This is a genomic window from Serratia nematodiphila DZ0503SBS1 (genome assembly GCF_000738675.1).
Lineage (GTDB): Bacteria > Pseudomonadota > Gammaproteobacteria > Enterobacterales > Enterobacteriaceae > Serratia > Serratia nematodiphila.
Genome location: NZ_JPUX01000002.1, coordinates 760,603 through 773,290, shown reverse-complemented (window position 1 = coordinate 773,290; position 12,688 = coordinate 760,603). Strand labels below are relative to the sequence as shown.

General features: G+C 53.3%; 7 protein-coding genes, 3 tRNA genes and 3 rRNA genes. 10 read left to right on the top strand and 3 right to left on the bottom strand.

Features of this window, described 5'->3' with window-relative positions:
- The 8 genes from JL05_RS24290 to dkgB all read left to right on the top strand — a co-directional run.
- Positions 1–287, top strand: a 287-nt coding sequence (locus tag JL05_RS24290) for a ClpB D2-like domain containing protein (protein ID WP_033634123.1), incomplete at its 5' end; no start/stop codon positions are given.
- Between the two features lie 522 nt (positions 288–809).
- A 16S ribosomal RNA gene (locus tag JL05_RS24285) occupies positions 810–2,352 on the top strand.
- A 74-nt stretch (positions 2,353–2,426) separates the two neighbouring features.
- Positions 2,427–2,502, top strand: a tRNA-OTHER gene (locus JL05_RS24280).
- Positions 2,503–2,541: 39 nt separating this feature from the next.
- Positions 2,542–2,617: transfer RNA gene (locus JL05_RS24275), tRNA-Ala, on the top strand.
- Positions 2,618–2,824: 207 nt separating this feature from the next.
- Positions 2,825–5,731, top strand: a 23S ribosomal RNA gene (locus JL05_RS24270).
- Between the two features lie 103 nt (positions 5,732–5,834).
- Positions 5,835–5,950: ribosomal RNA gene (gene rrf / locus JL05_RS24265) — 5S ribosomal RNA — on the top strand.
- The 16S, 23S and 5S rRNA genes sit together here with 3 tRNA genes alongside, the layout of an rRNA operon.
- 94 nt (positions 5,951–6,044) lie before the next feature.
- Positions 6,045–6,121 (top strand) — tRNA-Asp (locus tag JL05_RS24260).
- 214 nt (positions 6,122–6,335) lie between these two features.
- Complete coding sequence (dkgB, locus tag JL05_RS24255; RefSeq protein ID WP_033634122.1) at positions 6,336–7,139, top strand: 2,5-didehydrogluconate reductase DkgB; 804 nt, start codon at positions 6,336–6,338, stop codon at positions 7,137–7,139.
- Between the two features lie 47 nt (positions 7,140–7,186).
- On the opposite strand, the gene yafC is transcribed toward dkgB, so the two are convergent.
- On the bottom strand, positions 7,187–8,074 hold the full coding sequence (gene yafC / locus JL05_RS24250; protein WP_004930183.1) for a DNA-binding transcriptional regulator YafC: 888 nt from the start codon (positions 8,072–8,074) through the stop codon (positions 7,187–7,189).
- A gap of 105 nt (positions 8,075–8,179) precedes the next feature.
- Between yafC and JL05_RS24245 the strand changes: the two genes are divergently transcribed.
- Together JL05_RS24245 and JL05_RS24240 are read left to right on the top strand one after the other, a co-directional pair.
- The gene (locus tag JL05_RS24245) at positions 8,180–9,355 is read left to right on the top strand and encodes an MFS transporter (RefSeq protein ID WP_004930185.1); all 1,176 of its coding nucleotides are present in this window, start codon (positions 8,180–8,182) and stop codon (positions 9,353–9,355) included.
- 241 nt (positions 9,356–9,596) lie between these two features.
- On the top strand, positions 9,597–10,391 hold the full coding sequence (locus JL05_RS24240) for an endonuclease/exonuclease/phosphatase family protein (protein WP_025160092.1): 795 nt from the start codon (positions 9,597–9,599) through the stop codon (positions 10,389–10,391).
- A gap of 52 nt (positions 10,392–10,443) precedes the next feature.
- Here the strand turns inward: JL05_RS24240 and mltD are convergent, their stop codons facing one another.
- Both mltD and gloB read right to left on the bottom strand, forming a co-directional pair.
- Positions 10,444–11,826 carry a murein transglycosylase D gene (mltD, locus tag JL05_RS24235; protein ID WP_004930188.1) on the bottom strand — a complete coding sequence of 461 codons (1,383 nt, stop codon included), beginning with the start codon at positions 11,824–11,826 and terminating at the stop codon, positions 10,444–10,446.
- Positions 11,827–11,897: 71 nt separating this feature from the next.
- Positions 11,898–12,653 carry a hydroxyacylglutathione hydrolase gene (gloB, locus tag JL05_RS25135; RefSeq protein ID WP_072010135.1) on the bottom strand — a complete coding sequence of 252 codons (756 nt, stop codon included), beginning with the start codon at positions 12,651–12,653 and terminating at the stop codon, positions 11,898–11,900.
- Positions 12,654–12,688: the final 35 nt, after the last annotated feature.

Below are 12,688 nucleotides of genomic sequence, written 5' to 3'. Positions count from 1 at the left end.
TCCATCCGCTGGGCGAGAAACACATTGCTGCGATCGCCAAGATTCAGCTGTCGCGTCTGTACAAGCGTTTGGAAGAGCGCGGTTACGAAGTGACCATGACCGAACCGGCCCTGGCACTGTTGAGCAAAACCGGTTACGACCCTGTGTATGGTGCGCGTCCGTTGAAACGTGCTATTCAGCAGGAGATCGAGAACCCGTTGGCGCAGCAAATCCTGTCCGGCAAGCTGATCCCCGGCAAGCTGGTGACGCTGGATGTGGAAAACAACCATATCGTTGCACGCCAATAACGGCAATTAAGCCTATTAAGATGAAAGGGAGCGGGTGACCGCTCCCTTTTCTTTATCTTCTTCTTTATCTTCGTTTGTCCCTATTTACAGAGGTTGCCGCTATTACTGTGCTAAAACCGGTGTTTTTCGACTAATAAACATCCTAAAAAGGCGTTTTTGGTGATTATTTGAGCGCTTGAAAAGTTTTTTGCAATTAGGGGTTGCGGCTCGCCGAGAACTCCCTATAATGCGCCTCCACTGACCGGGACAACGACTGACAAGCCGCCGGGTCAGCGAGAAGAAAGCGAAATAAACGCTTGACTCTCCGGGCGAAAAGCGTAGTATACGCAGCCCGCGCCGATGAGTTTCTCGGCGCTGCTCTTTAACAATTTATCAGACAATCTGTGTGGGCACTCCACAAGACGATATCCAGCATCTTCGGATGCAAAAAATATCAAGTCTTGAAGAGTGACTAACTGAAGTAAAAATTCATGCAGTAAATCTTTGAGCATCGCTTCTCGAGTGGAAGCAAATCAAGCCTTTTAATTGAAGAGTTTGATCATGGCTCAGATTGAACGCTGGCGGCAGGCTTAACACATGCAAGTCGAGCGGTAGCACAGGGGAGCTTGCTCCCCGGGTGACGAGCGGCGGACGGGTGAGTAATGTCTGGGAAACTGCCTGATGGAGGGGGATAACTACTGGAAACGGTAGCTAATACCGCATAACGTCGCAAGACCAAAGAGGGGGACCTTCGGGCCTCTTGCCATCAGATGTGCCCAGATGGGATTAGCTAGTAGGTGGGGTAATGGCTCACCTAGGCGACGATCCCTAGCTGGTCTGAGAGGATGACCAGCCACACTGGAACTGAGACACGGTCCAGACTCCTACGGGAGGCAGCAGTGGGGAATATTGCACAATGGGCCGCAAGCCTGATGCAGCCATGCCGCGTGTGTGAAGAAGGCCTTCGGGTTGTAAAGCACTTTCAGCGAGGAGGAAGGTGGTGAGCTTAATACGCTCATCAATTGACGTTACTCGCAGAAGAAGCACCGGCTAACTCCGTGCCAGCAGCCGCGGTAATACGGAGGGTGCAAGCGTTAATCGGAATTACTGGGCGTAAAGCGCACGCAGGCGGTTTGTTAAGTCAGATGTGAAATCCCCGGGCTCAACCTGGGAACTGCATTTGAAACTGGCAAGCTAGAGTCTCGTAGAGGGGGGTAGAATTCCAGGTGTAGCGGTGAAATGCGTAGAGATCTGGAGGAATACCGGTGGCGAAGGCGGCCCCCTGGACGAAGACTGACGCTCAGGTGCGAAAGCGTGGGGAGCAAACAGGATTAGATACCCTGGTAGTCCACGCTGTAAACGATGTCGATTTGGAGGTTGTGCCCTTGAGGCGTGGCTTCCGGAGCTAACGCGTTAAATCGACCGCCTGGGGAGTACGGCCGCAAGGTTAAAACTCAAATGAATTGACGGGGGCCCGCACAAGCGGTGGAGCATGTGGTTTAATTCGATGCAACGCGAAGAACCTTACCTACTCTTGACATCCAGAGAACTTTCCAGAGATGGATTGGTGCCTTCGGGAACTCTGAGACAGGTGCTGCATGGCTGTCGTCAGCTCGTGTTGTGAAATGTTGGGTTAAGTCCCGCAACGAGCGCAACCCTTATCCTTTGTTGCCAGCGGTTCGGCCGGGAACTCAAAGGAGACTGCCAGTGATAAACTGGAGGAAGGTGGGGATGACGTCAAGTCATCATGGCCCTTACGAGTAGGGCTACACACGTGCTACAATGGCGTATACAAAGAGAAGCGACCTCGCGAGAGCAAGCGGACCTCATAAAGTACGTCGTAGTCCGGATTGGAGTCTGCAACTCGACTCCATGAAGTCGGAATCGCTAGTAATCGTAGATCAGAATGCTACGGTGAATACGTTCCCGGGCCTTGTACACACCGCCCGTCACACCATGGGAGTGGGTTGCAAAAGAAGTAGGTAGCTTAACCTTCGGGAGGGCGCTTACCACTTTGTGATTCATGACTGGGGTGAAGTCGTAACAAGGTAACCGTAGGGGAACCTGCGGTTGGATCACCTCCTTACCTAAAGATATTAGTTCGCGTGGCGTGCTCACACAGATTGTCTGATAGAAAGTAACGAGCAGAAATACCTTTATAGGCTTGTAGCTCAGGTGGTTAGAGCGCACCCTGATAAGGGTGAGGTCGGTGGTTCAAGTCCACTCAGGCCTACCACTTCTCATGAAGTGGAAAAGGTACTGCGCGTGACTGTATGGGGCTATAGCTCAGCTGGGAGAGCGCCTGCCTTGCACGCAGGAGGTCAGCGGTTCGATCCCGCTTAGCTCCACCATATAGTCCGGTATTTCAATACTTCAGAGTATATTGGCGACAGTATGCTGCGAAGTATTTTGCTCTTTAACAATCTGGAACAAGCTGAAAATTGAAACATGACGGCTGAAATTTATCCCTCCGTAGAAGTGCCGGGATAAAGAGTAACCTGTCATAGAGTCTCTCAAATGTTTGCAGCGCGAACGATGGAAACATCTTCGGGTTGTGAGGTTAAGTGACTAAGCGTACACGGTGGATGCCTAGGCAGTCAGAGGCGATGAAGGGCGTGCTAATCTGCGAAAAGCGTCGGTAAGGTGATATGAACCGTTATAACCGGCGATACCCGAATGGGGAAACCCAGTGTGTTTCGACACATTATCATGTCATGAATACATAGTGGCATGAGGCGAACCGGGGGAACTGAAACATCTAAGTACCCCGAGGAAAAGAAATCAACCGAGATTCCCCCAGTAGCGGCGAGCGAACGGGGAGGAGCCCAGAACCTGAATCGGCTTGTGTGTTAGTGGAAGCGTCTGGAAAGTCGCGCAGCAAAGGGTGATAGCCCCGTACACTAAAATGCACAGGTCGTGAGTTCGATGAGTAGGGCGGGACACGTGACATCCTGTCTGAATATGGGGGGACCATCCTCCAAGGCTAAATACTCCTGACTGACCGATAGTGAACCAGTACCGTGAGGGAAAGGCGAAAAGAACCCCGGCGAGGGGAGTGAAATAGAACCTGAAACCGTGTACGTACAAGCAGTGGGAGCACCTTCGTGGTGTGACTGCGTACCTTTTGTATAATGGGTCAGCGACTTATATTTTGTAGCAAGGTTAACCGTATAGGGGAGCCGTAGGGAAACCGAGTCTTAACTGGGCGACTAGTTGCAAGGTATAGACCCGAAACCCGGTGATCTAGCCATGGGCAGGTTGAAGGTTGGGTAACACTAACTGGAGGACCGAACCGACTAATGTTGAAAAATTAGCGGATGACTTGTGGCTGGGGGTGAAAGGCCAATCAAACCGGGAGATAGCTGGTTCTCCCCGAAAGCTATTTAGGTAGCGCCTCGTGAACTCATCTTCGGGGGTAGAGCACTGTTTCGGCTAGGGGGCCATCCCGGCTTACCAAACCGATGCAAACTCCGAATACCGAAGAATGTTATCACGGGAGACACACGGCGGGTGCTAACGTCCGTCGTGAAGAGGGAAACAACCCAGACCGCCAGCTAAGGTCCCAAAGTCATGGTTAAGTGGGAAACGATGTGGGAAGGCATAGACAGCCAGGATGTTGGCTTAGAAGCAGCCATCATTTAAAGAAAGCGTAATAGCTCACTGGTCGAGTCGGCCTGCGCGGAAGATGTAACGGGGCTAAACCATGCACCGAAGCTGCGGCAGCGACGCTTAGCGTTGTTGGGTAGGGGAGCGTTCTGTAAGCCGTTGAAGGTGGCCTGTGAGGGTTGCTGGAGGTATCAGAAGTGCGAATGCTGACATAAGTAACGATAAAGCGGGTGAAAAGCCCGCTCGCCGGAAGACCAAGGGTTCCTGTCCAACGTTAATCGGGGCAGGGTGAGTCGACCCCTAAGGCGAGGCTGAAAAGCGTAGTCGATGGGAAACAGGTTAATATTCCTGTACTTGGTGTTACTGCGAAGGGGGGACGGAGAAGGCTAGGCTAGCCGGGCGACGGTTGTCCCGGTTTAAGCGTGTAGGGGGTGTGACCTGGTAAATCCGGTTGCATGTTAACCCTGAGGCGTGATGACGATGCACTACGGTGCAGAAGTAGTTGATGCCCTGCTTCCAGGAAAATCCTCTAAGCTCCAGGTAACATTAAATCGTACCCCAAACCGACACAGGTGGTCAGGTAGAGAATACCAAGGCGCTTGAGAGAACTCGGGTGAAGGAACTAGGCAAAATGGTGCCGTAACTTCGGGAGAAGGCACGCTGGCATGTAGGTGAAGTCCCTTGCGGATGGAGCTGAAGCCAGTCGAAGATACCAGCTGGCTGCAACTGTTTAATAAAAACACAGCACTGTGCAAACACGAAAGTGGACGTATACGGTGTGACGCCTGCCCGGTGCTGGAAGGTTAATTGATGGGGTCAGCCGCAAGGCGAAGCTCTTGATCGAAGCCCCAGTAAACGGCGGCCGTAACTATAACGGTCCTAAGGTAGCGAAATTCCTTGTCGGGTAAGTTCCGACCTGCACGAATGGCGTAATGATGGCCAGGCTGTCTCCACCCGAGACTCAGTGAAATTGAACTCGCTGTGAAGATGCAGTGTACCCGCGGCAAGACGGAAAGACCCCGTGAACCTTTACTATAGCTTGACACTGAACATTGAGCCTTGATGTGTAGGATAGGTGGGAGGCTTTGAAGCGTGGACGCCAGTCTGCGTGGAGCCATCCTTGAAATACCACCCTTTAATGTTTGATGTTCTAACTCGGCCCCATAATCTGGGGTGAGGACAGTGTCTGGTGGGTAGTTTGACTGGGGCGGTCTCCTCCCAAAGAGTAACGGAGGAGCACGAAGGTTAGCTAATCACGGTCGGACATCGTGAGGTTAGTGCAAAGGCATAAGCTAGCTTGACTGCGAGAGTGACGGCTCGAGCAGGTACGAAAGTAGGTCTTAGTGATCCGGTGGTTCTGAATGGAAGGGCCATCGCTCAACGGATAAAAGGTACTCCGGGGATAACAGGCTGATACCGCCCAAGAGTTCATATCGACGGCGGTGTTTGGCACCTCGATGTCGGCTCATCACATCCTGGGGCTGAAGTAGGTCCCAAGGGTATGGCTGTTCGCCATTTAAAGTGGTACGCGAGCTGGGTTTAGAACGTCGTGAGACAGTTCGGTCCCTATCTGCCGTGGGCGTTGGAAGATTGAGAGGGGTTGCTCCTAGTACGAGAGGACCGGAGTGAACGCACCACTGGTGTTCGGGTTGTCATGCCAATGGCATTGCCCGGTAGCTAAGTGCGGAAAAGATAAGCGCTGAAAGCATCTAAGCGCGAAACTTGCCTCAAGATGAGTCTTCCCTGGGCCTTTAAGGCCCCTGAAGGAACGTTTAAGACTAAGACGTTGATAGGCTGGGTGTGTAAGTGCAGCGATGCATTGAGCTAACCAGTACTAATGATCCGTGAGGCTTAACCTTACAACACCGAAGGTGTTTTGGTGAGACCGAGACAATATTCAGCTTGTTGACAGATTGGATTGACAGGCTTCAGCGATGAAGCGGGTTGATCAAAACGAATTTGCCTGGCGGCAATAGCGCGGTGGTCCCACCTGACCCCATGCCGAACTCAGAAGTGAAACGCCGTAGCGCCGATGGTAGTGTGGGGTCTCCCCATGCGAGAGTAGGACACTGCCAGGCATCAAATAAACGTTATCAGTGTGACGACTGGTAATGCGCAAGTCGCAGAGCGCGATATTGCCGGTATCGAAAGATACAACGTAAAAGAATCGGTGGAGCGGTAGTTCAGTTGGTTAGAATACCTGCCTGTCACGCAGGGGGTCGCGGGTTCGAGCCCCGTCCGTTCCGCCACTTAATTGATAAGCCCTGAGTTTCGACTCAGGGCTTTTTCATATCTGCATTTTGCGCTTTTCAGACTGGAATTGTTCCTCTTTACCGCCTCGCCTTTCTCCATATTATTGCCTTTAGATCAAAAGTCTTATGCCGAACCAGGCGTTTTTGATCAATAAAAAAGTTGCCATAATCTTCCTCATACCACATCTACCTGTTAATGAGAGAAAACATTATGAGCATCCCTGCATTTGGTTTAGGTACTTTCCGCCTTCAGGATCAGGTTGTTATCGATTCTGTCAGCACTGCACTTGAGCTGGGCTATCGCACTATCGACACCGCGCAGATCTATGAAAATGAAGCGGCTGTTGGCCAGGCTATCGCTGCCAGCGGCGTGAAACGTGAAGACCTGTTCATCACCACCAAGATTTGGATCGCGAATCTGGCGAAAGGCACACTGATCCCAAGCCTGCAAGAAAGCTTGAAAAAACTGCAAACCTCCTACGTTGATCTGACGCTGATCCACTGGCCGTCACCCAACGACGAAGTGCCAGTTGCCGAATTTATGGCTGAGTTGCTGGAAGCGAAAAAGCTGGGGCTGACTCGCCAAATTGGCGTATCTAACTTCACTATCGACTTGATGCAGCAAGCGATTGACGCGATTGGCGCCGATGAAATCGCCACCAACCAAATCGAGCTGTCACCGTTCTTGCAGAACCGCAAGGTGGTAGAATTCGCGCAGCAGCACGGCATCGCCATCACCTCTTACATGACGTTGGCCTATGGCAAAGCGCTGCAGGATGAAACGATTAAAAGCATCGCCGCTCGTCACAATGCAACTCCTGCACAGGTTGTCCTGGCTTGGGCATTGAAGCTGGGTTATGCAGTTATTCCTTCCTCGACCAAACGTGAAAACCTGGCGAGCAACCTGTTGGCACAGCAACTGATGCTGACCGACGAAGATATGGCGCAGATCGCCGCACTGGAGTGCAACGGCCGTCTGGTTAGCCCGGAAGGCCTGGCGCCAAACTGGGATTAATCTTTCCTCGCAGTGGTTAGCATAAGGCGTCCATCAGGGCGCCTTTTTTATCGTTTCAGGTATTCACTCACAAAATCAATAAAGCTGCGCAGACGGTTGCTAACGGCGCTGTCGCTGTAATAAACCGCGTTGATCGGCATGGCGACCGGCAGTGTCGCTTCCACCAGAATCGGAACCAAATCTCCACGTTTGATATCTTCGTCGCTCATAAAGTCCGACAGGCAGGCGATACCGTTGCCATGCAGACAGAGATGGCGCTGGGTTTCTCCACTATTAGTGGTCAAGCCGGGAGTGATTTCCAACTGGCTGCCATCTGAACAAGCCAGTGGCCAGCGGTTCAAACTGGGCAGGTCGTTGAAGCCGATGCAGCAGTGATGTGCAAGATCTTCTACCGTTAGCGGCGTGCCGTGCTGAGCCAGATAGGCGGGGGAGGCGAGCACATGCCGGTAGCTGGTCATCAGTTTGCGCGCTTTCAGCGTGGAATCGGTCAGCTCTCCTACGCGGATCGCAATATCCACTTTTCGCTCGATCAAATTGATAAAGTTTTCCGAAGACACCAGCGATAACGACATTTCAGGATAACGTTCGCGGAACTCCGCCACTAAAGGCGTCAGCATGTGCAGCACCACCGGCGTTGCCGCGTCGACGCGCAGCAGGCCTTGCGGGCGTTGACGGCTTTCCATCAGCGCATTTTCTGCCGCGGCCATATCGTTCAGTACCTTCTGCACCTGGCGAAAGTAATTCTCTCCTTCCTGAGTCAGGCTGATTTGGCGCGTGGTGCGGTTGAGCAGCGTAACGCCCAGTTTGCTTTCCAGTTTTTTCACCGTTCGGCTAACCACGGAATTCGCTTGTTCCAGGCGTTCAGCCGCCCGGCTGAAACTGCCGCTTTCCACGACGGTGACAAAGGTGATCAGCTCGTCTGAGTTTGCTTTCATTTTTGCTCCAATGGCAAAGTTAATTTGAAATTTTGAGCATTTTTATCATTTAAGCATAGGCCGATAATAGCCGTCATCAACTTGAATGCTATTTCGGAGTAAAAAATGCCACTCGCATTACTTGCCTTAACCATCAGCGCTTTTGCTATCGGCACGACCGAGTTCGTGATTGTCGGGTTGATTCCGACTATCGCGGAGCAGTTGGGAGTGACTGTACCGTCCGCTGGGTTGCTGGTGACTATCTATGCCCTCGGCGTAGCCATTGGCGCGCCGGTGCTGACGGCCCTGACCAGCCGTATACCGCGCAAACTGCTGCTGGTTGGCCTGATGGTGCTGTTCACTCTCGGCAACCTGCTAGCCTGGCAGTCACCCAGTTATGAATCGCTGGTAGTGGCTCGGTTGTTGACCGGCCTGGCGCACGGCGTGTTCTTCTCTATCGGTTCCACTATCGCCACTAGCCTGGTGGCGAAAGAGAAGGCGGCCTCCGCCATCGCCATCATGTTTGGTGGCCTGACGGTGGCGCTGGTGACCGGCGTACCGCTGGGGACGTTCATCGGCCAGCAGTTTGGCTGGCGTGAGACCTTCCTGGCCGTTTCTCTGATTGGCGCTGTCGCCACGCTGGCCAGCATTATTCTGGTGCCGAGCAATATCAAGAACCAGGGCAGCGCCGGCGTGCGGGAACAGCTGAAAGTGCTGACTCATCCTCGTCTGCTGCTGATTTACGCGATTACCGCATTGGGATACGGCGGGGTCTTCACGACCTTTACCTTCCTTGCGCCGATGATGCAGGAACTGGCCGGCTTCTCTGCTCCGACCGTGAGCTGGATACTGTTGGCTTATGGCGTCGCGGTGGCGGTGGGTAACATCTGGGGAGGCAAGCTGGCCGATCGTCATGGGGCCGTGCGTGCGTTGAGCTTTATCTTTGCCGCGCTGGCCGTTTTGTTGCTGGTGTTCCAGTTTACCGCCAGCCACAGTATTGCCGCTTTGCTGACGGTGATTGTGATGGGCGTGTTCGCTTTCGGCAACGTGCCGGGGCTGCAGGTGTATGTGGTGCAGAAAGCCGCGCAATACACGCCAAATGCGGTGGATGTGGCGTCCGGTCTCAACATCGCGGCGTTCAACATCGGCATTGCGCTCGGCTCGGTGATTGGCGGCCAGACTGTTGCCTCACTGGGGCTGGCGCAGACCCCCTGGATTGGCGCGCTGATCGTGGTGGTTGCATTGTTGCTGGTTAGCCTCAGTGGCCGCCTGGATAAAAAGTCTCAGCTGCAAACGGCTTAATTCGTAAAACCCTTGCTGCCTGGCCCGCATTTTGCGGGCCTTTTCGCATTTTTCACCTATTACCCCTCACCTTTACACAGCTATACCGTCAGAAGATTGAAATCGCTGCAGGCGGCCCCTATAACTGAAAAGGTGATGCCCGCAAAAGCCATGCCCTCTATGCAGGGTAGGCGTATAATCAATTCATCGTTGGCGAGTGTTCATCGCCAGTTTTCATGTTAATGGGTAATAGGCGAATCGCGTGCCGAAACGAACTTATGCAATGAGGTATGTTGCAGGTCAGCCAGTTGAGCGAATCTTTCCTGGCGCCGTTAACCAGCCGTTGCCGCCAGGGGCGGCGCTGCCGACGACCGGCGCCTTGCGCGTTATGGTGTGGAATATTTTCAAACAGCAGCGAGCCGACTGGCTTTCGGTGCTGAAAAACCATGGCAAAGACGCGCAGCTGGTATTGTTGCAAGAGGCGCAAACCACGCCAGAGTTGGTGAGCTACGCTACCGCCAACTATCTGGCGGCCGATCAGGTGCCGGCCTTTGTGCTACCGCAGCACCCTTCCGGCGTGATGACGCTGGCGGCCGCTCATCCTGTTTACTGTTGCCCGCTGCGCGAGCGAGAGCCGCTGCTGCGGCTGTCCAAGTCGGCCCTGATCACCGTTTATCCGCTGTACAACGGCGAGCTGTTGATGGTGGTGAACATCCATGCGGTGAACTTTAGCCTGGGCGTCGACGTCTACAGCAAGCAGTTGGGGCCGATAGGCGAACAGATCGCCAGTCACCGGGGGCCGGTGATCATGGCCGGGGACTTCAACGCCTGGAGCCGCAAGCGCATCAATGCGCTGTATGACTTCGCCGGAGAGATGGCGCTGCGCGAGGTGAGTTTCACCGACGACCATCGCCGCAAGGCCTTCGGTCGTCCACTGGATTTCGTATTTTACCGCAATCTGGGGGTGGTGGAGGCGTCGGTGCTGGTGACCAGCGCGTCGGATCACAACCCGCTGTTGGTGGAGTTTCATCCGGAGAAAGACTCGCCGGTATGGTGAATCGCAGCTAATAAAAAAGCACCCCGAAGGGTGCTTTTTTTGTGCCGAACATTTAAGTATCCGGCGTTAGCTTGTTGCCGACAAACAGGGTCAGCTTCAAACCTGGCTGCAGGTTGCCTTTGGCGAGCGTTGAATTCCAACGCATCACGTCGTTAATATCGACGCCGTGACGACGTGCGATACTGGCGAGCGAATCACCTTTACGAACCTGGTAGGTGATACTGCTGTTACTGCCAGTATTGCTGGCCACTTGCAGGGTTTGCCCAACTTTTATGGCGCTCTTGGCGCGTAAGTTGTTCCAACTCTGCAAATCGCTGGTCTTAACGTTCAGCCGCTTGGCAATGCCCGATAAGGTGTCGCCGGAGCGCACTTTATACGAACTGCCACCGGTCAAACCGCTGTTCTTCGCCAACTGCGTCGTTGGCTGAGTCACGGCGATCTGGCCATCGGCCAGCGAGTCTTTCAGTTGCTCGGCATGTCCTTTGGGAACCATGATGTAATGGGGCCCGTTGGGTGCCGTAACGCCTTTTTTGTAGCCTGGGTTATACGCTTTCATCTTGGTGACTGAAAGCCCTGCCATCTCAGCCGCCTGAGTCAGCTGGATCTGCTGTCCGACATCGATACGCGCCAGCGCACGGGTTTCATCCGTTTTCGGGAGTTTCACGCCGTACTTCTTACTGTTCTTGATGATGTCGCTCAGCGCCAGCATTTTCGGGACATAGATTGACGTTTCACGCGGAAGCGACAATGCCCAGAAATTGGTTGGCTTACCCTGGCGTTTGTTTGCCTTCACCGCTTGCATCACGCGGCCTTCACCACTGTTATAGGCGGCTACGGTCAGTAACCAGTCGCCGTTAAACATGCGGTTCAAGCGCTGCATCATGTTAAGCGCAGCGGTTGTCGAGGCGACGACATCGCGTCGGCCGTCATACCACTGATTGTTTTTCAAACCATAATTGCGACCCGTTTGCGGCACGATTTGCCATAGCCCTGCGGCGTTGGCACTTGACGTGGCGTGTGGGTCAAAAGCGCTCTCCACTATGGGTAGCAGTACCAGTTCCATCGGCATATTACGTTTCTTAATCTGCCCGACTATCCAGTACATGTACGGCTCTGCCCGTAATGTTACATCGTGGAGATAGCTCTTACTTTTTAAGTACTTTCTTTTCTGATCACGGATCCGGGAATTTTCCGGAACCTCCATCTTCAGCTCGTCGCTAATGAAGTTCCACAGGTCCTGTTGCGCGGCGGGACTGTTGTTATCCAACCACCGCGCCGAGCTCGCTCGGCCATTTGCTGTGTACTCTCCTGCTTCACCATCTTGACCAGCCGAAGACAAACTCTGTGCATGCTGTTCTGGCGCCGGTGCGTCCTGCCTGGACGACTGGCAACCCACTAGCAAGACCGAGGCGAGAAATATCGCTTTAGCCTTCATGTGTGTGTCAATGTAGTTGCTTAAAAGACGAGCAATAATACTTTGCTTCGCCAAATAACACAACTAAAAGCTTAGAAGTTATCTTTCCGCAGGCGTAATTCGGAAAAAACTGAATGAAGGCTTTTCGGTGGTGAATTAAAGCCTAATTTCTTTTGTAAATCAGTGTCATGGCAACGTAAAAACAGGTTAATTTTGCGCTCTAATAGCAATGTAGTCGGCACGCTGGCTTGGCCTTTTGCCCTTAACGCTTCAACATGTTGTTGATATGTTTCAATCTCTCGATCTTCCGGCAAAATAGCCCGCGCAAACTTAAGATTTGAAAGAGTATATTCATGCGCGCAGCAAATTAAGGTGTTATCGGGAAGTTGCGCGAGTTGTTGAAATGAGTCGTACATTTGTTTGGCGGTGCCTTCAAACAGCCTGCCGCAGCCGGCGGAGAAAATGGTGTCGCCGCAGAACAGATAAGGGGCACTATAGAATGCCACATGGCCCAGCGTATGGCCGGGAACGGCGATAGTCCTGTATTGGCGGCCATCGATATCAAAGGTGTCGCCGTCATGGACGATGTGGTTGGCGCCTTTGTCCGCGGTTTCCTGCGGCCCATAGACGGCCAGGCCAGGGTACTGCGCGACAATCTGCGCCACGCCACCGACGTGATCGTGGTGGTGGTGGGTCAGCAGGATCGCCGCCGGCGCCAGCTGCAGGCGCTGCAGCGCCTCGAGCACCGGCTGCGCTTCACCCGGATCGACGATAATGCAGCGCCCCTGTCGGTCATCCAATAACCAAATGTAATTGTCCTGGAAGGCGGGAATGCTGATAAGATTCATGGTGTACCTCTCGTTGGCAACGGCTTGAAAGAAGA

What these genes read in the sequence shown, in the direction of transcription:
- dkgB (WP_033634122.1), top strand. Translation starts at nt 6,336, where the DNA reads ATGAGCATCCCTGCATTTGGTTTAGGTACTTTCCGCCTTCAGGATCAG.
- yafC (WP_004930183.1), bottom strand. Translation starts at nt 8,074, where the DNA reads ATGAAAGCAAACTCAGACGAGCTGATCACCTTTGTCACCGTCGTGGAA.
- JL05_RS24245 (WP_004930185.1), top strand. Translation starts at nt 8,180, where the DNA reads ATGCCACTCGCATTACTTGCCTTAACCATCAGCGCTTTTGCTATCGGC.
- mltD (WP_004930188.1), bottom strand. Translation starts at nt 11,826, where the DNA reads ATGAAGGCTAAAGCGATATTTCTCGCCTCGGTCTTGCTAGTGGGTTGC.
- gloB (WP_072010135.1), bottom strand. Translation starts at nt 12,653, where the DNA reads ATGAATCTTATCAGCATTCCCGCCTTCCAGGACAATTACATTTGGTTA.